The following is a 21541-nucleotide window of genomic DNA, read 5'->3' on the forward strand; positions in this document are numbered from 1 at the left end:
GTGATCCTCGTGGCGGATAACGGCGGCAACTCCCGATACTTGAGAAAAACCTCTGGCGCGAACGTTCGTGCATTCGCCCGGACGGCACGGTCGCGCCACCGGCTCCGGATCGCAAGCGAATGAGATAAGATGTTGCTTGTCGAACATCTGTTTTGCTACGCGAACAGTGTTTGCATTCATGATGTCGAATGTCGATCAAGCCGGCGATACAGCTTCCCTATGACCAGCAAAAATCAACGATTGGACGGTATTTTGGAAATGGTGGGTTCCCACCATTTCATGAGCATCGGCGATCTGGCCAAGTCGTTTGCGGTATCCGAAATGACGATCCGCCGCGACGTGCGGGATCTCGTCGACGCGGGCAAAGTGCGGGCAGTCTACGGAGGCGTGGCGTCATTGGAAAACAGTGGCGCGACTGCGAATTACAACGCGCAGACCGAGCGGACGCAGCACGCCGACGAGAAAAGGCGGATCGCACTGGCTGCGAGCACATTGCTGAGCCCGGGCGACGTGGCGATCCTCGATTCGGGAACGACGGTCCAGCAACTCGCGGAATGCCTTCCGGCCGAAGGCGCATTCACGTTCATCTGCTACAGCCTGAACACGATGAACGTTCTGGCCAGACGAGAGGACACCACGGTCATTTCGCTCGGCGGCGTCCTTTCGCCGAAGTCGTACACGTTCTCGGGGCCCGACGCCGTTCAGGCATTGCACAAGTACCGAGCCAACAAGGTGTTCATCGGCGCGACCGGGTACGAGCTCAAGCACGGGCTCACGTGCAGCTACGTTGAAGATTGCTCGTGGAAGCAGGCCGCCATGCAATCGAGCGTCGAAAGAATCTTGCTGGTGGACTCATCCAAATTCGGCAAGGTCTCCACCTGCAGTTTCGCCGGCGTGGAAAATTTCGACACCGTGGTCACGGACGACGGCATTCCCGAGCCATACCGGCGCGATCTCGAAGAAAAGGGCTTGAAGCTGCTGATCGCCTGACGGCGCCTGCGCCAGTCAGGCCCAGGCCGCCTTGCGCAGCGCGCCGATCGACAGATCCGCGGCAGCCAGCGGCGCCTCTCTGCATACGCCGCTCTTGAATACATAGATGTAGTCGCAGATCTCGAGCAGCTCTTCTTCCTCGCTCGAGACCACAATCACGCACCGCCCATCTTCGACCAGCTGCCGAATAATGGCGTAGATGTCGGATTTCGCGCCGATATCGACGCCCTTCGTCGGTTCGTCAAGCAAGACGACCGCCGCATCTTCCTGGATGATGCGCGCGAAGAGCACCTTCTGCTGGTTCCCGCCGGACAATCCGGTAATGCGGCTCGACACTTGCCCTTTGATCCGCATCCGCTCGAGCAGCGCTTCGGCGGCGGCATGTGCCGATGCGTGCTGCACCAGCCCGAACCTCGAATACCGGTGAAGCGTCGACAGCACCACGTTCTGCAGCGCAGACATCGCCGGGATGAAGCCGTCTTTCTTGCGCTCTTCCGTCAGATAGGCAATGCCGCTCGCCATCGCGCCAATCGGCTCGCGCGCCCGGTACGCTCGCCCGCCCATTTCGACGCGGCCGCCGTCGATCCGATCGAGGCCGTACAACGCGCGGAGAAAGCGCGTGCGGCCGGAGCCCGCCAATCCGTAGATGCCGACGATCTCGCCCGCCTTGGCATCCAGCGAAACGTCCCGCAACCATGGATTCGAAAGATTCCTGACCGTGATCGCGGATTTCGCGTCGCGGTCTTGAGCCTTTTTCTGCGAGCGCGGCGACTCGTGATGCTCTTCGCCGACAATGCAGTCCATGATCCGTTGCTTGGTCGTCGGCCCCACGCGGTCCGTGAAGAGCTCGCGGCCGGCCATCAGAACCGTGGCGTCGTCGCAAACGCCCAGCACTTCATCCAGCTTGTGCGAGACGAGCACGACGCCAATGCGCTTGGCAAGCGCGATTTGCTTGATCCTCGCGAGCAAGCCCTCCGCCTGCGCACCGCTGAGCGCGGTGGTGGGCTCGTCGAGAAACAGATAGCTCGCGTTCCGATCCAGGTTGGCGATGACCTCGATCATCTGCTTGTCCGGATGCGACAGATCGCGAAGCAGGTCCGTCGCGCGCACGTCGATGCCGTACTCGTCCAGCAAGCGCTGCGCATGGGCACGCATGCGCCGGTTGTCTCTCATGCCGTTGCGGGCAATCTCGCGGCCCAGGAAGAGATTCTCGGCCACCGTCAGCGCGGGGATCAAGCGCAACTCCTGATACACGCAGGCAACGCCATGCGACAGCGCCTCCGCCGGCGAGCGAAACGCGATCGGACTGCCATCGACCGACAGCGCGCCGGAGTCCGGCGTCTCGGCTCCGGCGAGAATCTTCATCAGCGTCGATTTGCCGGCTCCGTTATGCCCGAACAGACCGTGGATCTGGCCGGGCTTGACCACGAAATCGACACCGCGCAGCACCGCCACGTCGTTGTAGGACTTGCGAATGCCGGTAGCCCGATAGCCGCGATCCGTCTGACTCACGATCTCATCCGTCATGTTTGCGGCCACGCTAGTACGCGCTCTTCACCGCAGCCGCCGCGTTGGCCTGGTTGACGAGCACCGGCGCAACCGAGATGTTCGGCTCGATCGTGGCGTTGGCGAAGTACTTCTTGATTCCGTCGACCTGGATCTTTGCCAGCCCGGCCGGATCCTGAATGGCGCCGGCTTTCATCAGCGTATCGCCCGCAATGGCCTGAACGCCCCGTTTGTCCACGAAAGCGTATAGCTTGACCTTGCCCGCGAGCCCGGATTGCTGGATCGCGGCCAACGCCCCCAACGCAGACGGCTCGGTGTCCGAATAGACGATGTTCATGCGCGGATTGCCCTGCAGCATCTCGGTCGTCACCTTCAGCGACGTCGTTTCCTCGACCTTGCCGTTCACCAGCGCGACGACCTTGATGTTCGGATTGACGGCGATGGCCTCCTTGAATCCGGCATCGCGAGCGTTGGCGGCGACCGAAGTCGGCTCGCCGACGATGCCGACGACTGCCGAGCCCTGCGGCCCAAGGTCATGGACGAGCTGTTCGCCGATGTACTTGCCGCCCATTTTCTGATCCGTCTGCACCGACTGCACGACCTTCGCGCCGGCCCGCTTCAAGCCGTCGGGATCGGGCAGCAGGTTGATGGTGAAGACCGGAATGTTGGCCTTGTTGAGTTCGCCGACCGAGGCCACGCAGGGACCGGAGGCAATGCAGTTGAGCGCGACCGCATCGACCTTCTGTTCGATCAGGCTCTGTACCTGCGACAACTGCTTCGCGACGTCGTTGTCGGCGATGAGCACTTTGACCTTGAAGCCGCTTGCTTTGCCGTTCTCCTCGAAGCTCTTCTTCATCGCGATGTAGTAAGGGTTGCTGAGGTTGGGCAGCGAGACGCCGATCGTCTTGTCCGCGGCGAGCGCCGACGATGCGAAGCATGCTGCCAGGATCGGCACGATCAAATAGTGGCTGAGCTGAACGGCTTTCACGAATATGTCTCCAGGATTGGAATGGTCATCGATAACAGGCCTTAATGCTTTCTCGAGCGCATGGTGTCGAAGGTCACGCCGACGAGAATGATCAGTCCGATCACGAGCGGCTGCCAGTACGAGTCGACGTTGAGGACGTTCATCAGGTTCGAGATGGTCGCGACCAGCGTCGCGCCGATCGCCGCGCCGACGATGCTCCCCTTGCCGCCGAACAGGCTGACGCCCCCCACGACCGCGCCTGCGATCGAGAAAAACAGCTCGTCCCCACGGCCCGCCGTCGGATATCCGTTCATCAGTCTCGAGCCGTAGATGAGCCCGCCGCAGGCGCCGCAAAACCCGGAGATCGCATAGACGAGGATCGTCACCTTGCGCACGTTCACGCCGGCCAGCCTGGCCGCGTCCGCATTGCCGCCGACCGCATAGATGTGAGTGCCGAGAACGCTGCGCCGCAGAAACAGAATCGCGCTCACGGTCGTCATGCCGAGCGCGAGCACGGGAAACGGCACGCCGAGCAGATACGATTGCCCGATGAATTTGTAGCCTTCCTGCGTGACCTGAATCGTTTCCGCGCCCGTCACGATTTGCGGTATCGAGCCCGCCACGCCCATCATGGCAAACGTGACGATGAACGGCGGCACGCCCGTGGCGGTAATGAGCAATCCGCTCACGGCTCCCGCCACTATCCCGATCGACAAGCTCGCCAGCACGGCGACATGCCAATCGATCCCAAGGCTCATCAGCAGCGCCGCCGTCACGCAGGTCAAGGCCGTAATCGAGCCGCACGCGAGGTCGATGCCGCCCGTCAGCAGGACGAACGTCTGCCCCAGACACAGAAATCCGACCACGGCGCCGTTCAGCAACAGGATCTTGAGGTTCGACAGCGTCAGGAAATCCGGCGTAGCCAACGCCCCGCCGATCAAAATGACCAGCAGGACGAATGCGATGCCGGATTCGTCCGGCAGCCGTTTCCTCAGGTTCCGGACGCCTGCGCCTTCTTCGGCTGACGGCGTCGTGGCGGGTTCGCGGTCCATCCTTATGCGCTCTTGGGTCATGTTCGTCAGATCACTTTAAATGTTCGACTTTTAACAAATGATATGATCTTCACACAGACAGCACAACTTCGCTGTGATTGTGGTTAACACTGATCTCGGCCGCGCGTTCGCGTGGGATCGCGGTGCGCCGTCATGATCGAGCTCTCGAATCGGCGGCGAGAATCGAGCGCCGAAGCTCGACGAGCTCACCGAGACCGGCGCCCGGAGACTCCCGCGAAATGCACGCACTGCCGGCCACAAACATGTCGACCGTGGCCGGGGCGAACTGACCGATGGCCGCCTTCGAAACCCGGCCGTCGATCTCGATTGCCGTGTCGAGTCCCCACAGATCGATCAACTCGCGCAACGCCAGGATCTTCCGCTCCGCGTACGGGACCTGCGTTTCACCAGGGCTTCCCGCGTAACCAGGATTCGTCAGCATGAGCAGCACGGTGTCGCACTTCTCCAGCACGTAGTCGAGCATGCCAAGCGGCGTCGCGGGCTTGAGCGCGACGCCCGCACGAACGCCCGCAGATCGGATGCGATTGAGCAGCCGGTCCACGTGCGGCTCGGACTCGATCTGAAACGTCAGCTGCTGCACGCCGATGTCGAGCAGAGCGTCCACGAAATAATCGTGCCGCGTCGCCATGAGATGCACGTCGAAGGCCAGATCCGTCTTGCGGCGCAGATGCGCGATCGTCTCGATGCCCAACGGCATGCTCGGGCTGAAATGCCCGTCGATGACGTCGAGATGGACAACGTCGATGCCGGACTCGGCAATGATTTGCACCTGACGCTCGAGATTGCTCAGATCGAAGGTGATCAGCGACGGCGCGATCAGGCAGGATCGCTGCCAGACGAGGTCCGCTTTCACTTCGCCTCGAAATCTTCGTTTGCGATCGTGCCGGTGAAAGCGCGGAACGATTCCCGATAGAACGCGGCGACGTCCGGACGCGGTTGCGCCGCCATCGTCTGATCGAGCTCGACGTAGCGCTCGCACACGTCGTATAACGTGACGCCCGCACCTCGCGAACGCTGATCCACCGTCAGCGCGAGCAACGCCGCCGCATACGCCCCGCCCTCATCGCACTTGACGCGGATGACATCGGTGTCGAATACGTCGGCGAGTATCTGCCGCCAAGCCGCGCTGTTCGAGCCGCCGCCCGTCAGGCGAAACTGCTGCGGGCGGCCGAAGCTTTGCGCAAGCAGCTCGTAGCCCCATTTCAATCCGAACGCGACGGCTTCGGCGCCTGCCCGCATCAGATTGGCGCGCGTCAGGTTGTCGGCGGACAAGCCCTTCATCACGCCTCGCGCACGAGGCAGCGCCGGAATCCGCTCGCCACTGAAATACGGAAACAGGCGCACGCCGCCCGCTCCCGGGCTCGCCGAGGCAATCAGCTGCTCGACCTCGTCGATTTCGATTTCGAAGAGCTGCTGCAGCAAGGTCGTCGTCGACGTCGCGTTCATCGTCGCGACGGTCGGAAGCCAGCCGCCGTCGAGCCCGCAGAATATGTAGACGCTCGGATCGACTGAGGCCGCCAGCTTGTCCGCATGGATGTTGAGCACGCCGGAGGTCCCGAGGCCGAGCGTCGCGCGGCCGGCCGCTACATTACCCGTGCCGACCGCGCCCATGACGTTGTCGCCGGAACCGCAGGCGACCAGCGTCTTCGGCGAGAAGCCGAATTCCGCCGCCACCTCCGGACGGATCGCGCCGATCGGCTCGAGAGGCGAAGCCAGGCGAGGCAAGGACCGCTCCAAGGTCCCGGCCGGGTCGATCAGATCCGTCATCGACTGTGACCACGAACGCGAAACGACATCGAAATAACCCGTGCCGGACGCCTCCCCCGCGTCGGTCACGTATTCGCCCGTCAGCCAGTGATTGATGTAGTCATGCGGCAAAAGAACGTGCCGCATCCGCTCGTAGGTTTCGGGCTCATGCCTGCGAACCCATGCCAGCTTCGACGCGGTGAAGCCGACGGGTATCGTCGTGCCGATCAGGCTGCGGATACGCGCGTCGCCCCCGGCGGCGGCGTAAAGCCGTTCGTTTTCCTCGGTCGTTTCGGTGTCGTTCCAGAGCTTGACGTTGCGCAGCACCGCACCGCCTTCGTCCAGCATGACAAGACCGTGCTGCTGTCCCGAAACGGCAATCGCCGCGACGTCCCGCGGGGTGTGCGCCGTTTGCGCGAACAGGCCGTGCAGCGCGGTCTTCAGGGCCGACACCCACCACTCGGTCTTCTGCTCCCGCCTGCCGTTCGATTCCGCAATGATCGGATGACCGGCATGACCACGGGCCGCAATCGCACCCGTTGCAGGATCCAGTAAAACCACCTTGGTACCTTGCGTACCGCAGTCGATGCCGAGATACATGCGTTCCCTCTTCGTATCGTTCCGTATCGTTCGATGAGCGTTACTGACAGTCGATCACGACCTTGATCACGTCTGGCTGCGCAGACGCCGCCAGCTCGAACGCCTCGATGCTGTCCTCGAACGCAAAGCGCCGGGAAATCAGCGGCTTGACGTCGATCTGCCCGGACGCGATCAAGGCGACCGAACGCTCGTAGTCGTTCGCATAGCGGAAGATCGAGACCGTTTCGATCTCCTTGACCTGCATCGCGACGATGTCCATCGGCACGAGATCTTGCGGCATGCCGACGAACACGATCTTTCCGGCCGGACGCAGGCAGTGCGGCGCGGCGCCGATCGCCGCCGGGCTGCCGCTGCAGTCGACGAACAGGTCCGCGCCGTGCGGAAAGTGCTGCGCGACGAACGCCTTCAGATCGCCCTTCGTCACGTTGAACGTGATGAGGCGCTCACCGTAGTGCTGCGCCAGGAAGTCGAGCTTTTCCTGCTTCACGTCGGTGATGATGACGCGGCTGCAGCCGGAAGCGAGCAACGCGAGCGCCATCAACGCGCCGATCGTGCCGGCGCCGGAAACGACCGCGGTATCGCCCGGCGAAATGCCGACCTTGCGGGCAACGTGCACGCCAGAGGTCAGCGGCTCGGCCAGCACGGCCTCCTCCAGGCTGACGTTGTCGGGCAGCTTGAACGTGAGACTCGCGGGATGGACGACCGACTCGCGCAGCACGCCGTGAATCGGCGGCGTCGCCCAGAACCTGATGCCCGGGTCGAGGTGATACATGCCCTGCATGGCTTCCGGGGAGTTCGGGTCGAAGATGCCGGGCTCCATGCAGACTCGGTCGCCCGCCTTCAGATGCTTGACCGCGCTGCCCGCCTCGGCGATGACGCCGCTCGCCTCATGCCCGAGCACCATCGGTTCGCGAACCACGAAATCGCCGATCCGGCCATGCTTGTAGTAGTGGACATCGCTACCGCAGACGCCGACGTTCGCAATCTTGATGCGCACGTCGTTCGGACCCAGTTCCTCGTGGATCTCGATGTCGCGGATCCGAAGCCTGTCTTTCTCTTCGAGCACTAACGCTTTCATGTCAATTCCATTCCGTTGATGAATGCCGTTGGCTCAGGGCCTGTTCGCGCCAATAACAGGCCCTGAGGCGAATCCGTTACTTGATGTCGCCCAACTGCTTGTGAAGCGCGATGCAGCTGTTCACGTTCTGTTTCGTATACAGCTCCGTCCCTTCGACCTGGTGCAGATTGGTCTGCTTGCCGGTGAGAATGTCGTGCGCCATCGCCATGGACTTCTGGGCCAGTTCGTCCGCGCTTTGCAGCGCGGTCGAGGTCATCTTTCCGTCCTTGATCAGCAGGCACGCCTCAGCCGTTCCGTCGGTGCCGTACACCAACGGGAAAGGATTCATTCCCGAGCCCTTGAGCGCCTCGATGGCGCCTGCCGCCATGTTGTCGTTCATCGAAATCACCGCATCGATCTTGGGGTTCGCCTGGATCCAGTCCTCCGTCAGCTGCATCGCTTCGTCCTTGTTCCAGTTCGCTGTCTGTTCGTTGACGATCTTGACGTCGGGGCGCTTGGCGAAGAACTCCTTCTGCCACGCCTCACGCCGGCCGAGCGAGTGCGGGTTGCCCGGCGGCCCAAGCAGAACGACCACCTTCGCGTTCTTCGGCACTTGCGTCAGCGCGAGTTTCGCGTTGACCTGGCCGAGCAGGTAGGGACTGGAGTCGACGGACGGGATCGAGTCGTCCTGGAACTTCGGGTTGGTCGCCACGAACTTCATGCCATTCGCCATCGCGTTCTTGACCGGGCCCACCTGGACCGCCGGATCGTACGGCTGAATGATCACCAGGTTGTACTTGTTCGTGACGGCGTTCTCGATGTTCGACTGCATCACCGAGTTCTGGCTCTGGCCGTCGAACACCGTCAATGAAATATCCGGATACTTCTTCGCCTCCTTGACCATCGAATTGGCCAGCCACGCAGCGAACGAATCGCTTTGCGCGCGTGCGAGGTAAGCGACGCGATACTTGGCGGTCTGCGCAATCGCAGCGCCGCTCGCGGCGCACACACCCAGCGCCACCGCGCACGCCATCAGTTTCTTCAGCTTCATACCACCGTCTCCTCAAGGTTATGACGTCATGCTTGCTTGATACAGGAAGTCGAGGCCAACACAGTCAGGACTTCCCGTCTTTGGAACAGCCCCCCCAAACCGTCAGCTGGCAGCCGCCTTGGCCTGCTCCGTCTGCGCGGCCTTGACCTTTTTCTTCTTGCCTCCATGCTTCGCGGAAATGTCGTATGCGACGGCGAGCACGATGATTCCGCCCTTGATGATCTGCTGCAGGTACGACTGAATGCCGAGCAGATTCATGATGTTGCCGAGGAAGCCCATGATGAATGCGCCGGCCAGCGTGCCGATCGCCGTGCCGATGCCGCCCGAGAAGCTGGTGCCGCCGATGATCGCGGCCGTCATCGCATCGAATTCGAAGCCGATGCCCGCATTCGGCAAACCCGCATTGACCCGCGACATGTAGAGCACCCCGGCAAGCCCGACGAGCGCCCCGTTCAACAGGAACGCCATCATCTTGATGCGGGTGATGCGGATGCCCGACGCGCGCGCGGCCTCCTGGTTTCCGCCGATGGCGTAGATGTAGCGGCCGAGCCGCGTATGGTTCAGCACATACCAAGTCAGCAACGCGATCAGCACGAGGAAGATGACCGGCGACGGAACGCCCAGCACCGCCCCCTGGCCCCAGCCGACGAATTTATCCAGCTCGTAGATGTTCTGGCCGCTCGTCAGCATCAGCGCCCCGCCTCGCGCCGCCGTCTGCATCGCCAGCGTCGCGATGAAGGCCGGCGTGTTGAAGCGCGTGACGATCCAGCCGTTCACGAGCCCGCACGCGCTGCCGATCGCGATGCCGACCAGCATCGACGGCACGAACAACCCCGTGGCCTTGTAAAACATGACGGACAACAGCCCGGAAAGCGCGAGCACGGAGCCTGCCGAAAGATCGATCAGGCCGCAGATGATCAAGAGCGTCTGACCGAAGGCCAGAATCGTCGTGATCGAAATCTGCCGGGAAATATTCAGGAAATTGGTCGTGGAGAGGAATACGGGGCTGATGATCGAGCTCACGACGATCATCGCAACCAGGATCAGATAGATGCTGTACCGGCCGTTCGACAGCAGCGTCCAGCGGCCGGGAAGATTGCGAGTAGCGGTATTCAATTGTCGTCTCCACCAATAGTGGCCAGGCGCATGATTCCCTCCTGGCTGAATTCGGGCTCTTGCAGCTCTCCGCTGATTCGTCCGTTGGCCATCACATAGATGCGGTCGCAGATTGCGATCAATTCCGGCAGTTCGGACGAAATGACAATGACGGCTCGTCCCTCCTGCGCCAATTCGAAAACGATCTTGTAGATTTCGAATTTCGCGCCGACGTCGATGCCGCGCGTCGGCTCGTCGAGAATCAGGACATCCGAGCCGCAAAGCATCCACTTCGCGAGCATCACCTTCTGTTGGTTTCCGCCGCTGAGCAGCCCGATTTGCGTATTCAGATTCGGCGCATTGACCCGCATCCGTTTGCTGACGCCGTCGATCAGCCGCTTCTCGGTCTTCGCGTTCCGATGGCCGCGCTTGAAAAATTTCTCGAGCGAGACGAGGCCGGTGTTCTCGGTGATGCTGCGCATCGGCACGATGCCGTAGCGCTTCCGATCCTCGGAAAGCATCGCGATCTTGAGCCGGATCGCATCCTGAACCGACCGGATCCGCACCGGCTTCCCATGTACGCGAATCTCTCCCGCCGTGTACGGATCGAGGCCGAACACGGTGCGGACCACTTCGGTGCGGCCCGCGCCCATCAAGCCGGCCAAGCCGATGATCTCGCCCTTGCGGACATGGAAGCTGACGTTCGAAAACCGCTCGCCGTCGCCGAGCGCCTCGACCTCGAGCGCGGTGGCGCCCAGCTCGCGCGCAGGCTTGTGCGGATAGACGTTGTCGAGCTTGCGGCCGACCATCATCTGAATGATCGTATCGATGTCGATCTCGCCGGCGGGCCGCGTCGCGACATGACTGCCGTCCCGGATGACGGAGATGTCGTCGGCAATCCGATAGAGCTCCTCGAAGCGGTGCGAGATATAGACGATCCCTGCGCCCTTGGCTCTCAGCTCATTGATCTTCTTGAAGAGGACATCGACCTCTTTCGACGTGATCGCAGAGGTCGGCTCATCGAAAATGATGATGTTCGCCTCGCGAGACACCGCCTTCATGATCTCCAGCATCTGGAGATCCGACACGCTCAGGTCCTTGAGCTTCGTGTCTGGGCAGTAGTGCAGCCCCTCGCGTTCGAGCAGCGCCTTCGCATCCGCGCAGACCTTTTTCCAGTCGATCGAACCGAAGCGCGTTTTCGGCTCGTCGCCAAGAAACAGCGATTGCGCGACGGTGATCTCGGGAATGTAGTTGAGCTCCTGCGTGACCATCGAAATCTTCAGCCGCCGCGCGGTCACCGGGCTGTCGATCGCGACCTTCTCGCCATTGACGAAGATCTCGCCGCCGTCAGGCTGGTAGACGCCGCTGACGATCTTCATCAGCGTCGATTTGCCGGCTCCGTTTTCACCGCAAATCACGTGGACCGAGCCCTTGCGGACCGCGAAGCTCATGTCCCGCAACGCGATCACACCCGGGAATCGCTTTTCGATTCCACGCAACTCAAGAATTGGTGTGTCTCCCATTTCTCGGCCTTGTTTCGGTAGATACAAGAAAGCGAACGGCTGCGGAGGTCCGCGACACGAGCCAGCGGCGCGTCGGCAGCCGGGTGAGCCAGCGTCTCCAACTGACTCAACCATGAGGACACTCTACACAACGGAAGTTATAAGTGCAACATAATTGTTTTAGTTTTAACATTATTGCACTGCGGATGTTATAGTTGATTCACAACCAGGTGCCGCAGTCCACCCAAGCCGGGCAACGGAACGCAACCAACGAGACGCTAAGTGCCACCATGAACGAACTGAGACAACTGGAGATTCCCCGCTTGGCGAGCGAAATCCTCGGTGAAATTCACGCTTCCCTGCGTGGCGTCGATCCCGTCGCCGTCGGTGCGCTGGTTGCGGAAATCGAGCGCGCGCCCAGGGTGTTCTGCCTCGGCGCCGGGCGGTCCGGCATCCTTCTGCAAGCCTTCTGCATGAGGCTCAATCACCTGGGATTCAACGCCTACATGGCAGGAGGTCTGCCCTGCCCCCCCGTCGCCGCCGATGACCTGATCATCGTCGCCTCCGGCTCGGGAGAAACGCGAAGCGTCTCGGCGATCCTCGATCAGGGACGTTCAGCCGGAGCGAGAGTCGCGCTCTTCACCGCCGCGCAGCGCAGCAAGGCGCGAAGCATGGCCGCCGACGTGACGGTCCTGATTCCGGCGCCTTCTGGCCTCGTCAATCACGAGCATCCGCACAACCTGCAACCGATGCGCACCCTGTTCGAACAGGCGTTCTTCCTGTTGTGCGAGTCGGTCGTGTGTTGGCTCAAAGCCAAGAAGGGCATCGGGGAGGAGGAGATGGCGCAGAGACACGCGAATCTCGAGTGACGCCGCGCGCCTCTTTTGCTGCTGGCCCGTATCGGACGACCGCCTATAATCCGATGCGCGTCGCGCGGCGGCTCCGCCGCCGGCAGACGAACGCCGTTGAACGAACAGCAATCGAGGATCCGATGAGCAGCAACATCCGCAGCGAGCGGGAAGAATATTTCGAGCAGTTGTGCATCAGCATCGATGCGGACGAAGCACACGAGCAGGAAGGCATCGAATGCTTCGAAGCGCAGATGGACGAGCCCGGCTTCGACGCCGCGCAATGGCTCGACATCGCGCTCTACTACTCGCCGGCGGTGGCGCGCGGCATCATCGACATGGTCGGCGAGGACGACCGCGCGCGCAGCAGCATCGCCGAGATCATCGCGGAGAACCTCGACATCTCGTACGGCGACGACGACTGCGAGCGCTTCGCCGAAACGATCCGCTTCGCGCTCGCGAACGGCGTGCCGATCGACTTCGACGTCCTGCTCGACGGCTGCGAGCGCGCGCTCGACGACCTCGATCACTGGGCCGACGACGAAACCAAAGCGCCGCTCGTGGCGCTGCGCGACACGCTGCGGGATCTGCAGCACGGGCACTGAACCGCGCGCCGCGAAACACCCGCGGAAACACCCGCATAAAACCAGCCGAGTATGCTCGGCACAGCACCGCCGGGCGCCTGCGCGAACCTGTCCGCACGCCCCGTCCCGCCGCCTCTCCTCAGTATTAGCCCTATTACCGCGCGCCTTTTTGCTATGCCGAAATGCGCATGCGGAGCGCTTCGATCAGTCAAGACGGGCCCATATTGGCTTCCTAAGATTTGCGCCATGTGACCGCCTCGGCTTCCAGGACGTAGGCGCGACGCGGCCGCATCCATTCTTCAAAGTCGACAACCGAGATTGCCAAGGAAGACAACCATGAGCCTTCGCAAGACGATCCAACCCCACGCTGTTGCCGCCCTCGCCTTCAGTACGCTGCTCGCCGCCGCGCCGCCCGCGGCCCGCGCCGATGACGCGACGATCAAGATCGGCTATGCCGCTCCGCTCACCGGCGCCAACGCCGGCTACGGCAAGGACTTGCAGGACGGCGTGCAGCTCGCGCTCGAAGACGCCAAAGCGCAGAAGATCCTCATCAACGGAAAGGCGCCCACCTTCGAGCTCATCGCCGAGGACGACCAGGCCGACCCGCGCGCGGGCGTGCAGGCGGCGCAGAAGCTCGTCGACCAGAACGTGGCGGTGGTGGTCGGCCACTTCAATTCGGGCACGACGCTGCCCGCCTCGCCGATCTACGACAAAGCCGGCATCCCGATGATCGACCCGGCCGCGACCAACCCGACGATCAGCAGCCGCGGCCTGCCGAACGTCTTCATGGTGATCTCGAACGACGCGCAGAACGCGGGCAACGCGGGCGCCTACGCGGTGGACGTGACCAAGGCCAAGCGCATCGCGATCATGGACGACCGCACCGCCTTCGGCCAGGGCGAGGCCGACGAGTTCGAGAAGGCCGTGAAGGCGCATGGCGGCACGATCGTCACGCGCGAATACACCAACAACCAGGCGGTCGACTTCAGCACGCAGCTCACCAAGATCAAGGCGGCGAACGCCGACCTGATCTTCTTCGGCGGCCTCGACACGCAGGCCGCGGGCGTCGTGAAGCAGATGAAGAAGCTCGGCATGAGCGCGCAGTTCCTGGGCGGCGGCGGCGTGAAGGACGCCGAGTTCATCAAGCTCGCGGGCGATGCGGGCAACGGCGCGATGGCGTGGGAGTACGGGCGTCCGCTCGAGGATCTGCCGCAGGGCAAGACCTTCGCGGAGCGCTTCAAGAAGCGCTTCGGCGTCGACGTGCTCTCGTACGCGCAGTTCGGCTACGATGCGGCGTGGGCCGCGATCAAGGCAATGCAGGCCGCGAACTCGACCTCGCCTGACGCGTACCGGCCGTACTTGAAGAAGATCGACTTCGAAGGCATCACGGGGCACATCTCGTTCAATGCCGACGGCTCGTTGAAGAGCGGTCTGTCGACGCTCTATCAGGTGAAGAACGGCCAATGGGTTACGATCGTGACGAAAAGCGCGACTTGACTTGTGCAGTGCTGGATCGAGCGCCAGCATCGATGCACGCACGGCGCCTTCGGGCGCCGTGTCTATTTCTATCGACGGGGTCTCCATGAGTTCGAAGGTAGTGATTGTGGGCGGCGGCGTGATCGGCAGTTCGATCGCGTACTTTCTGCGCGCGGCCGACGCGACGGTCGACGTGACCGTGATCGAGCGCGATCCGACCTATGCGCGCGCGTCGTCGGCGCTGTCAGCGGCGTCGATCCGGCAGCAGTTCTCGACGGCGCTGTCGGTGCAGATGTCGCTCTTCGGCATCGAGTTCCTGCGCTCGATCGGCGAACGGCTCGCGATCGGCGGCGATAGGCCGTCGATCGAGCTGCACGAAGGCGGTTATCTCTTTCTCGCGACCGCGGCCGGCGAGTCGATCCTGCGCGAGAACCATGCGCTGCAGACCTCGCTCGGCGCGCAGATCCGCTACTTGCCGCATGACGAATTGCGAGCGGCGTTCCCCTGGCTCAATACCGAGGATCTCGTCGCGGGCACCTATGGCGTCTCCGGCGAAGGCTGGTTCGACGGCTACGGGCTCGTGCAGGGCCTGCGCAAGAAGGCGCAGGCGCTCGGCGCGCGCTATGTGGCGGCCGAAGTCACGGGCGTGCGGCGCGACGGCCGGCGCGTGCAGCAAGTGTCGACCGCGCAGGGGCAGACGTTCGATTGCGACGTGCTCGTCGACGCTGCGGGACCGTGGGCGCGCCGCATCGCGCAGATGGCCGGCATCGACTTGCCCGTATACGCGCGCCGCCGCAGCATCTTCAACGTGAGCTCGCCCGCGCAGCTCGACAAGTGTCCGCTCGTGATCGATCCGAGCGGCGTCTATTTTCGGCCTGAGGGGAAGACCTTTTTGTGCGGCACCTCCCCTTCCGCCGATCACGACCCCGACGATTTGCCGCTCGACGAGGTTGATTACGCGATCTTCGACGATGTGATCTGGCCCGCGCTCGCGCATCGCGTGCCGCAATTCGAGGCGCTGCGGATACAGAATGCGTGGTCCGGGTACTACGAGTACAACGTGTTCGATCAGAACGCGATCATCGGCTATCACCCCGATGTCGATAATTGCGTGTTTGCGAACGGGTTTTCCGGGCATGGGCTGCAGCAAGGGCCGGCGACGGGGCGTGGGGTTGCCGAGTTGATCCTGCACGGGAAGTTCGTGACGCTCGATCTTGGCGGGCTCGGGTTCGAGCGCGTGTTGCAGGGGCGGCCGATGGTGGAGAAAAACGTGGTTTGAGGCGAGCTATCACCTCGCGCCCGGCTCGCTTGCTTGAACGACGACCTGCGCAAGCGCATCCCGTTCGATCTTCACGAGCGTCGAGCGCGTTGCATCGAACTCCTGCGGCGAGCACACCTGCTTGTCAAAGCGCGCACGCAGACGGCGCGTGACCTGCACGACGCGCGTCGCCGAATCGAACACGTAGTGCGATGCGTAGTCGTAGAAGCGGTCCTCCACGGCAAGATCGTCCGGCAAGCCCACCATCCGCACGTTCGGCGGCAACACGATCTGCCCCGTCTCGTCGAACTCGCCGCCGATGCACACATACGGCTGCGTGCGCACCGGTTCGGCAAGCCAGCCCTGCACCTGCGTCGCGATCCCGCCTGACAGGCTCGACAGCGCCGGCACCGCCGTCATCCCCGTCGGCCACGCGACATGCTCCAGCGCCCCCGTCATCGATACCGCGAACGGCCCGTATGTCACGGCAACGTCGTCCGTGACGAGCCGCGCCGTGCCCTGCAGGCCCGTCAGCTTCAAGCGGTCGAAGGCGATCTGCTGCACGCGCTCGACCGTCGCGCGGCGGAACATGTTGCGCTCCAGCTCGGCGGTCCAGCCGGAATCCTCGACACGGTACGCATAGTGCGCGTCGCCGCTTGTCGCAATGTCGATCTGCAAGCGCGCCGTGCGGCCGCGCGGCTCGGCAGCTGAGGTGCGCACGAGCACGCCGTCGTCGACCAAAAGCGCCGGACGGTCCATCAAAATCGGCGGCAGGTAGCCGAACTCGGTGCCGCCCGCGGTCGTATCGGCGAACACCTGCAGATCGGGCAGCCATAAGATCACGTGATTGATCGCCGTCGCCCCGTAGCCAGGCACCGAAGGCAGCGTATAGACCGGCCCGAGCCCGATCAGCGCCGGCTCGCTGCGCACGCCCACCGCCGCCAGCAGCGCGCCGAACAGCGCCACGTGGTCCTTGCAGTCGCCGTAGCGATTGCGCAGGATGTCGCTGACTCGATGCGGCATCGTCGCCGTTTCGCCGAGAAAAAGCGCCACGTAGCGCACGTTCGCGCGCATCCAGTCGTAGATCACGCGCGCCTTCGTGCGCGCATCGGGCGCGTTCGCGGTGAGCGCCTGCGCAAAGCGCACGACGGCGGGATCGCTCGCGCTCGGGTCTGCCGCGCCCGCGCGGTAGCGCGCGGCGAATGCGGCGAAGTCGGGCACGGTCGAAACCATTAGCCGGTCGCCGTAATCGGCATACCCCACCGCCCCGTTCTCGATCGTTGCGTACGGCCCGTGACGGTAGTCGAACTCGTAGCGCGTGCGCCCGTTCTCCGTCACCGGGGGCAGCGCGACGTAGCCGCGCGCATCCGCGTAGAGCGGCATGTCGGCGGGCAGGTCGAAGATCAGCTTTTGCTCGTCGACGGGATCGCGCGACGGCTCGGCGTAGTACTCGAACATGCCCGCCTGCAACGGCTTCACGCGCGCCTTCGCAAACGCAAGACGCACACGCCAGCCCGACTCGACGCCCGGAAAGATCACCGTGCGCAACACGCCGTCCTCGAAGGTCGGCGCGCCCGCCGAGCGCGGCTCCTGCACGTCGCGGATCGCCTCCTTCCCGACCGGATGCGCACGGCCTTCCGGATCGATCGATTCGGCAGCAAGCAGTTCGACCTTCTCGGTGTCCTTGTTGAACCAGACGTAGCGCTGGGCGACGTCGTCGACGCCGGCTGTCGTGTTGGCGCGCAGGATCGAGTCGTCGTGCTCCTTGACCGAGCCGTCGTGCTGGATCACGAAAACGTGCACGTCCGATTCGACCGTCGACGGCGCGGCATTGCCCGAAGCATCGGCGGTTTGCGCGAACGCGCCCGTGCAGCACACGAACACACCCGTGCAGGCCGCGCCGCGCAACGAGGTCATGAGGAACGCACGAGACAGGACGGGAACGCGCATCGTTAACGTTGCATGCGCAACCGATACGCACGCGGGCTCGCGCCGAACTCCGCGCGAAACGCGTGATTGAAATTCGATACGTCGTTGAAGCCGCACTCGAGCGCGATGTCGACGATTTTCGCGGGCTCGCCGGCGAGCCGCTGCGCGGCATTGCGCAACCGCGCGCGCAGCAGGTATTGGTGCGGCGTGACGCCGGTCGCGCGCTCGAACGTGCGCAGGAAGTGATAGGGGCTCAGGCCCGCGTGCTGCGCAAGACGCTCGACGCTCAAGCCGTCGTCGGGCGCGCTGTCGATGAGGCGCAGCACCGGTGCGATGCGCGCCAGCGCCGGCTCGGGCACGGCGCGCGCATCCTGGGCCGGCATGCCGGCGGCGAGCCGCAGCGCGCGTCCCGCCAGCGCCAGCGCAAGCTCGTCCCAAGCCATACCCGCAGGAGAAACCACGCCCGCGCACGCTGCCGCGACGAGCGGTGCGAGCGCACGCAGCGGCGGAATACGCACGGTCCCGAAGCGGGCGTCACGGCTGCGGATGCCCGCGTCCGCGGCGATCGCTTCGAAGCGATCCGGTGCATAGTGAAAGGCAACGCAGCGGTCACCCACATGATGCCGATGACCGCATTCGAAGCAAGCGCCCTCATTGCCGAGCAGGACCGCACCCGGCGTCATCAACTCGGCGCCGGCGTCCGAGCGGTACTCGAACGCGCCCCCGATCACCATCGCGATCGAAACGCTCTCGTGACGCTCTTCGAACGGCCGGTCGAACGGGCCGTTCGTGCACAGCACGTCGGCGGCGGACCAGCCCGCGCCGCGCGCCAGCGCGCGCGGCGTCACCCTGCCCTCGACGCCCTCCGCCTCGCGCCGCGCAAGCGCATGCTCCAGATCGACCGCAATTTTCCCCAAGATTCGCCTCGCATCCGTGCCTACGATCCGTTGTAGCACACACATCGGCCGCGCGCCGATGACGGCGTTTCGCCCGCGCCCTCCCCCTCATGGAGAACCGCTCATGAATCTCGACAACCACGGCTTGCCGCAAGCTTTCCTCACGGCGCTGGGCACACCTTCCCGCAGCGCCGAAATCGACGCCGCCGACGATCTCTACGGCTGGCTCGTCGGCAGCTGGAAGCTCGAAGTCCTGCACTATCGCGGCGAAGTCCCCGCCGCGCCACTGACGGGCGAAGCCCACTTCGGCTGGGTGCTCGAAGGCCGCGCGATCCAGGACGTCTGGATCATGCCCGCGCGCGGCGCGCGCACCGCCCCGCCCGATCCGGCCTGGAACATGTACGGCACGACGCAGCGCGTCTGGGACGCGGCGCTGCGCGCCTGGCGCATCGCCTGGACCAACCCCGTGAACGGCCATCGCGAGGAACAGACCGGCCGGCGCGAGGGCCGCGACATCGTGCAGCTCGGCACGCGGGCCAATGGCGCCGCGACGCGCTGGCGCTTCACCGAGATCACACCCGATTCGTTCCACTGGATCGGCGACGCGCGCGACGTCGGCGCCCCGACGTGGCGGCTCGAAGGCGAGTTCCTCGCGACGCGCATGAAAACCTGAACGCGACGTGCCTCAATGCTGCCGCAGCTCCGCCCCTTCGTCATGCGAGAGCCGCACGAAGAACAGCAGCGAACAGAGCGTCAGCGCACCGACCACGACGAACGCAGGCGAGAAGTCGGCCGCCACCAGATGCGCCGCGCTGCCGCCGTGCAGATGCGCGGTCAACGCGACCAGCGACGCGCCGAACGCGACGCCCAGGCTCACCGAGAGCTGCTGCATCATGCTCGAGAGCGCGGTGGCGCGGCTCATCTTCGGCTTGGGCATGTCGGAGTAGCCGAGCGTGTTGAGCGTCACCATCGCGAGCGAATTGAACAGACCGCCGAACAGCAGCACGGCGAAGATCAGCAGATGCGGCGTGGTCGGCCGGAAGAGGCCATAGCTCGCGTAGAACAGGCTCGTCACCAGGGTCGCGCCGAGCAGCAGCGTGCGAAAGCCGATGCGGCGGATCGCCGTGGTCATCACGGTGCGCACGCTGAGCGAGCCGACCGCCGTCGCCACGGAAAGCGAACCCGATTGCAGCGGCGACAACCCGAAGCCGAGCTGCAGCATCAGCGGCATCAGGAACGGCGAAGCGCCGATCGCGATGCGCAGCGGCATGCCGCCTAGCACCGCGGTCCGGTACGCCTTGTAGCGCAGGATGGCGAGGTCGATGACCGTGCCGTCGCGGGCGCGGCTGTAGAGCCAATAGGAAGCGAGCGAAAGCGCGCCCGTGCCGATGAAAGCCGCTGTCGCCGCGTGCGGCACGAGCCCCCGGCCGACCGTGTCGAGCCCGCCGACCATGCCGACGAGGCCGGTCGACATGAGCAGGAAGCCGGCCAGATCGAAGCGCTCGATCACAGGCTCGAACTCGCCGTCGATGAAGATCGACGCGAGCGTCACGCCGAGCACGCCGAACGGCACGTTCAGGAGGAAGATCCAGCGCCACGACGCGATCGTCACGATCAATCCGCCGAACAGCGGCCCGGCGAGCCGCCCGAACGCGCCCGGCACGGTGAACCAGACCATCGCCGCGACCATCCGCGCGCTCGGCACGCTGCGCAACAGGATCAAGCGCCCGACCGGCACCATCATCGCGCCGCCCATGCCTTGCAGCACCCGGAACAGCACGAGCTCCGGCAGCGACTGCGCAAGCCCGCAGAGCGCCGAGCCCAGCGAGAAGCAAACGATCGCGCCGCAGAACACGCGGCGCGGGCCGAAGCGGTCAGCGAGCCAGCCGCTCGCGGGCAGGAACACGGCGAGGCTCAGCAGATAGGAGGTGATGGCGAGGTTCAGGTGCAGCGCTTCCACGTCGAGCGAACGCGCGATGGACGGCAGCGCCGTCGCCATGATCGACGTGTCGAGGTTTTGCAGGAACAGCGGGCACGCAACGATGAGCGGAATCAGTCGGGAGCGATCGGTCATGCGCTCCCTTTTACCTCAAAACATCAGATGCGGTGCGCCGGGCGCGCGTTGTGCTTACGGTGGACTTTCATGCGGGTCGCGCATCCCGTGCGCTGCCGGTCGATCACGCGTCGCGCGCTACTCCGGCCCCCCCTCCGGCCCGCGCTCGGCCGCATCGAGCCGCGCGAGGAGCGCATGCAGCTTCTCGACGTGGCGCCTGAGCAGGTCGTGATGCTTCTCGATCTGCTCGATGCGCCCGGCGAGATCGGCTGCGACGCGCGGGTCCAGCTCGCTTGCGGCGTCCATCACGTCCTCGATTTTTGCGCGCAGCACGGCCAGCTCCGCGGGCGGATGACCGAGATGCCACTCGAGCCGCCGTACTTCCTGGATGGCGAGATCGCGGACCTTGCGGAAATGCGCGCGGCGCCGGTTCTGCTCGGCCTCGTCGCTGGCGGCCGCCTCGGCCGCGCGCCGGGCGGCTTCGCTGCGCCCGATGATGTCGCCGCTCGACTTGAGCACGGCCCGCTTGCGCACGGGGTGCACGGTGCCGCGGAACTTGGCGAACGGGGTTTCGGTATCGATCGCAGCGCGCGTGCTCCCGGGGATCTCGTCCGCTTCGTGCACCGTGTCCATCCAGTGCGCGGGCAGGCCGGTCACTGTTTCGACGCCGCGCACGAACTCCTCGCTGAATTCGCGCTGGCCGGCGAGGATCAGTTTCAGCAAGCTGGCTGAAAGGGACATCATCCGCGCGAGGCGCGTGTCCGCGCCGATTGCTTCGGTCAGAACGACGAGGTTCTCGCGCCAGATGGGCAGCATGGCGTCGTAGGAGTCTTCCATTGCCGAATCGTCCATCGCTTCGTTGCCTCCGAGGTGGGGTCGACGCGGCACGCGCTAAGGCGTGGCGCGCGTA

The 21541-nt window shown here is 64.2% G+C and carries 19 protein-coding genes; 6 read left to right on the plus strand and 13 right to left on the minus strand.

The features are described 5' to 3' along the window. Window positions 1–129: 129 nt before the first annotated feature. Window positions 130–990 (plus strand): DeoR/GlpR family DNA-binding transcription regulator, encoded by an 861-nt coding sequence (locus FAZ69_RS19290; RefSeq protein ID WP_136896690.1) that lies wholly within the window; start codon window positions 130–132, stop codon window positions 988–990. Window positions 991–1005: 15 nt separating this feature from the next. Here FAZ69_RS19290 and FAZ69_RS19295 read toward each other — a convergent pair whose 3' ends face one another. The 9 genes from FAZ69_RS19295 to FAZ69_RS19335 form a co-directional block, all read right to left on the minus strand. After that, window positions 1006–2502 carry a sugar ABC transporter ATP-binding protein gene (locus tag FAZ69_RS19295; RefSeq protein ID WP_206171215.1) on the minus strand — a complete coding sequence of 499 codons (1497 nt, stop codon included), beginning with the start codon at window positions 2500–2502 and terminating at the stop codon, window positions 1006–1008. Window positions 2503–2530: 28 nt separating this feature from the next. Then, complete coding sequence (locus FAZ69_RS19300; protein ID WP_206171216.1) at window positions 2531–3484, minus strand: substrate-binding domain-containing protein; 954 nt, start codon at window positions 3482–3484, stop codon at window positions 2531–2533. Between the two features lie 41 nt (window positions 3485–3525). Further along, window positions 3526–4515, minus strand: coding sequence for an ABC transporter permease (locus FAZ69_RS19305; RefSeq protein WP_136896692.1), 990 nt, complete (start codon window positions 4513–4515; stop codon window positions 3526–3528). A 151-nt stretch (window positions 4516–4666) separates the two neighbouring features. Then, complete coding sequence (locus tag FAZ69_RS19310; protein WP_169708697.1) at window positions 4667–5389, minus strand: ribulose-phosphate 3-epimerase; 723 nt, start codon at window positions 5387–5389, stop codon at window positions 4667–4669. Then, a complete protein-coding gene (xylB, locus tag FAZ69_RS19315) occupies window positions 5386–6882 on the minus strand; it encodes a xylulokinase (protein ID WP_136896694.1) in 1497 nt (498 codons plus the stop codon). Before xylB ends, FAZ69_RS19310 begins: the two co-directional genes overlap by 4 nt. 40 nt (window positions 6883–6922) lie before the next feature. Then, complete coding sequence (locus tag FAZ69_RS19320; RefSeq protein ID WP_136896695.1) at window positions 6923–7960, minus strand: NAD(P)-dependent alcohol dehydrogenase; 1038 nt, start codon at window positions 7958–7960, stop codon at window positions 6923–6925. A 76-nt stretch (window positions 7961–8036) separates the two neighbouring features. Continuing rightward, complete coding sequence (locus tag FAZ69_RS19325; RefSeq protein ID WP_136896696.1) at window positions 8037–8990, minus strand: sugar ABC transporter substrate-binding protein; 954 nt, start codon at window positions 8988–8990, stop codon at window positions 8037–8039. A gap of 102 nt (window positions 8991–9092) precedes the next feature. Further along, complete coding sequence (locus tag FAZ69_RS19330; protein ID WP_206171217.1) at window positions 9093–10106, minus strand: ABC transporter permease; 1014 nt, start codon at window positions 10104–10106, stop codon at window positions 9093–9095. Then, window positions 10103–11536, minus strand: a complete 1434-nt coding sequence (locus FAZ69_RS19335; RefSeq protein ID WP_206171218.1) for a sugar ABC transporter ATP-binding protein — start codon at window positions 11534–11536, stop codon at window positions 10103–10105. The genes FAZ69_RS19330 and FAZ69_RS19335 overlap by 4 nt, the downstream gene beginning before the upstream one ends. Before the next feature lie 266 nt (window positions 11537–11802). Between FAZ69_RS19335 and hxlB the strand changes: the two genes are divergently transcribed. The 4 genes from hxlB (at window position 11803) to FAZ69_RS19355 (ending at window position 15774) form a co-directional block, all read left to right on the plus strand. Next, window positions 11803–12456, plus strand: a complete 654-nt coding sequence (hxlB, locus tag FAZ69_RS19340) for a 6-phospho-3-hexuloisomerase (RefSeq protein WP_136896698.1) — start codon at window positions 11803–11805, stop codon at window positions 12454–12456. A gap of 122 nt (window positions 12457–12578) precedes the next feature. Next, complete coding sequence (locus FAZ69_RS19345) at window positions 12579–13040, plus strand: hypothetical protein (protein ID WP_136896699.1); 462 nt, start codon at window positions 12579–12581, stop codon at window positions 13038–13040. A gap of 315 nt (window positions 13041–13355) precedes the next feature. Next, window positions 13356–14516, plus strand: a complete 1161-nt coding sequence (locus FAZ69_RS19350; RefSeq protein ID WP_136896700.1) for a branched-chain amino acid ABC transporter substrate-binding protein — start codon at window positions 13356–13358, stop codon at window positions 14514–14516. Window positions 14517–14601: 85 nt separating this feature from the next. After that, window positions 14602–15774 carry an NAD(P)/FAD-dependent oxidoreductase gene (locus tag FAZ69_RS19355; protein ID WP_136896701.1) on the plus strand — a complete coding sequence of 391 codons (1173 nt, stop codon included), beginning with the start codon at window positions 14602–14604 and terminating at the stop codon, window positions 15772–15774. Between the two features lie 9 nt (window positions 15775–15783). Here the strand turns inward: FAZ69_RS19355 and FAZ69_RS19360 are convergent, their stop codons facing one another. Both FAZ69_RS19360 and FAZ69_RS19365 read right to left on the minus strand, forming a co-directional pair. Next, on the minus strand, window positions 15784–17670 hold the full coding sequence (locus tag FAZ69_RS19360; protein WP_136896868.1) for a DUF3857 domain-containing transglutaminase family protein: 1887 nt from the start codon (window positions 17668–17670) through the stop codon (window positions 15784–15786). A 35-nt stretch (window positions 17671–17705) separates the two neighbouring features. Then, entirely contained in the window at window positions 17706–18599 is an 894-nt protein-coding gene (locus FAZ69_RS19365) for a helix-turn-helix transcriptional regulator (protein ID WP_136896702.1), read from the minus strand. 103 nt (window positions 18600–18702) lie between these two features. Between FAZ69_RS19365 and FAZ69_RS19370 the strand changes: the two genes are divergently transcribed. Next, a complete protein-coding gene (locus tag FAZ69_RS19370) occupies window positions 18703–19251 on the plus strand; it encodes a hypothetical protein (RefSeq protein ID WP_136896703.1) in 549 nt (182 codons plus the stop codon). 12 nt (window positions 19252–19263) lie between these two features. Here the strand turns inward: FAZ69_RS19370 and FAZ69_RS19375 are convergent, their stop codons facing one another. Then, window positions 19264–20652, minus strand: coding sequence for an MFS transporter (locus FAZ69_RS19375; protein ID WP_136896704.1), 1389 nt, complete (start codon window positions 20650–20652; stop codon window positions 19264–19266). Window positions 20653–20769: 117 nt separating this feature from the next. Further along, window positions 20770–21468 (minus strand): hypothetical protein, encoded by a 699-nt coding sequence (locus FAZ69_RS19380; protein ID WP_136896705.1) that lies wholly within the window; start codon window positions 21466–21468, stop codon window positions 20770–20772. Between the last annotated feature and the right edge of the window lie 73 nt (window positions 21469–21541).

It is taken from the genome of Trinickia terrae (genome assembly GCF_005144415.1).
GTDB classification, from domain to species: domain Bacteria; phylum Pseudomonadota; class Gammaproteobacteria; order Burkholderiales; family Burkholderiaceae; genus Trinickia_A; species Trinickia_A terrae.

Excerpts from the sequence above, each read along its gene's own strand:
- xylB (WP_136896694.1), bottom strand. The coding sequence starts at position 6,882 with ATGTATCTCGGCATCGACTGCGGTACGCAAGGTACCAAGGTGGTTTTA.
- FAZ69_RS19370 (WP_136896703.1), top strand. The coding sequence starts at position 18,703 with ATGAATCTCGACAACCACGGCTTGCCGCAAGCTTTCCTCACGGCGCTG.
- FAZ69_RS19380 (WP_136896705.1), bottom strand. The coding sequence starts at position 21,468 with ATGGAAGACTCCTACGACGCCATGCTGCCCATCTGGCGCGAGAACCTC.
- FAZ69_RS19350 (WP_136896700.1), top strand. The coding sequence starts at position 13,356 with ATGAGCCTTCGCAAGACGATCCAACCCCACGCTGTTGCCGCCCTCGCC.
- FAZ69_RS19375 (WP_136896704.1), bottom strand. The coding sequence starts at position 20,652 with ATGACCGATCGCTCCCGACTGATTCCGCTCATCGTTGCGTGCCCGCTG.
- FAZ69_RS19345 (WP_136896699.1), top strand. The coding sequence starts at position 12,579 with ATGAGCAGCAACATCCGCAGCGAGCGGGAAGAATATTTCGAGCAGTTG.
- FAZ69_RS19335 (WP_206171218.1), bottom strand. The coding sequence starts at position 11,536 with ATGAGCTTCGCGGTCCGCAAGGGCTCGGTCCACGTGATTTGCGGTGAA.
- FAZ69_RS19360 (WP_136896868.1), bottom strand. The coding sequence starts at position 17,670 with ATGACCTCGTTGCGCGGCGCGGCCTGCACGGGTGTGTTCGTGTGCTGC.
- FAZ69_RS19290 (WP_136896690.1), top strand. The coding sequence starts at position 130 with ATGTTGCTTGTCGAACATCTGTTTTGCTACGCGAACAGTGTTTGCATT.
- FAZ69_RS19320 (WP_136896695.1), bottom strand. The coding sequence starts at position 7,960 with ATGAAAGCGTTAGTGCTCGAAGAGAAAGACAGGCTTCGGATCCGCGAC.
- FAZ69_RS19305 (WP_136896692.1), bottom strand. The coding sequence starts at position 4,515 with ATGGACCGCGAACCCGCCACGACGCCGTCAGCCGAAGAAGGCGCAGGC.
- FAZ69_RS19325 (WP_136896696.1), bottom strand. The coding sequence starts at position 8,990 with ATGAAGCTGAAGAAACTGATGGCGTGCGCGGTGGCGCTGGGTGTGTGC.
- FAZ69_RS19355 (WP_136896701.1), top strand. The coding sequence starts at position 14,602 with ATGAGTTCGAAGGTAGTGATTGTGGGCGGCGGCGTGATCGGCAGTTCG.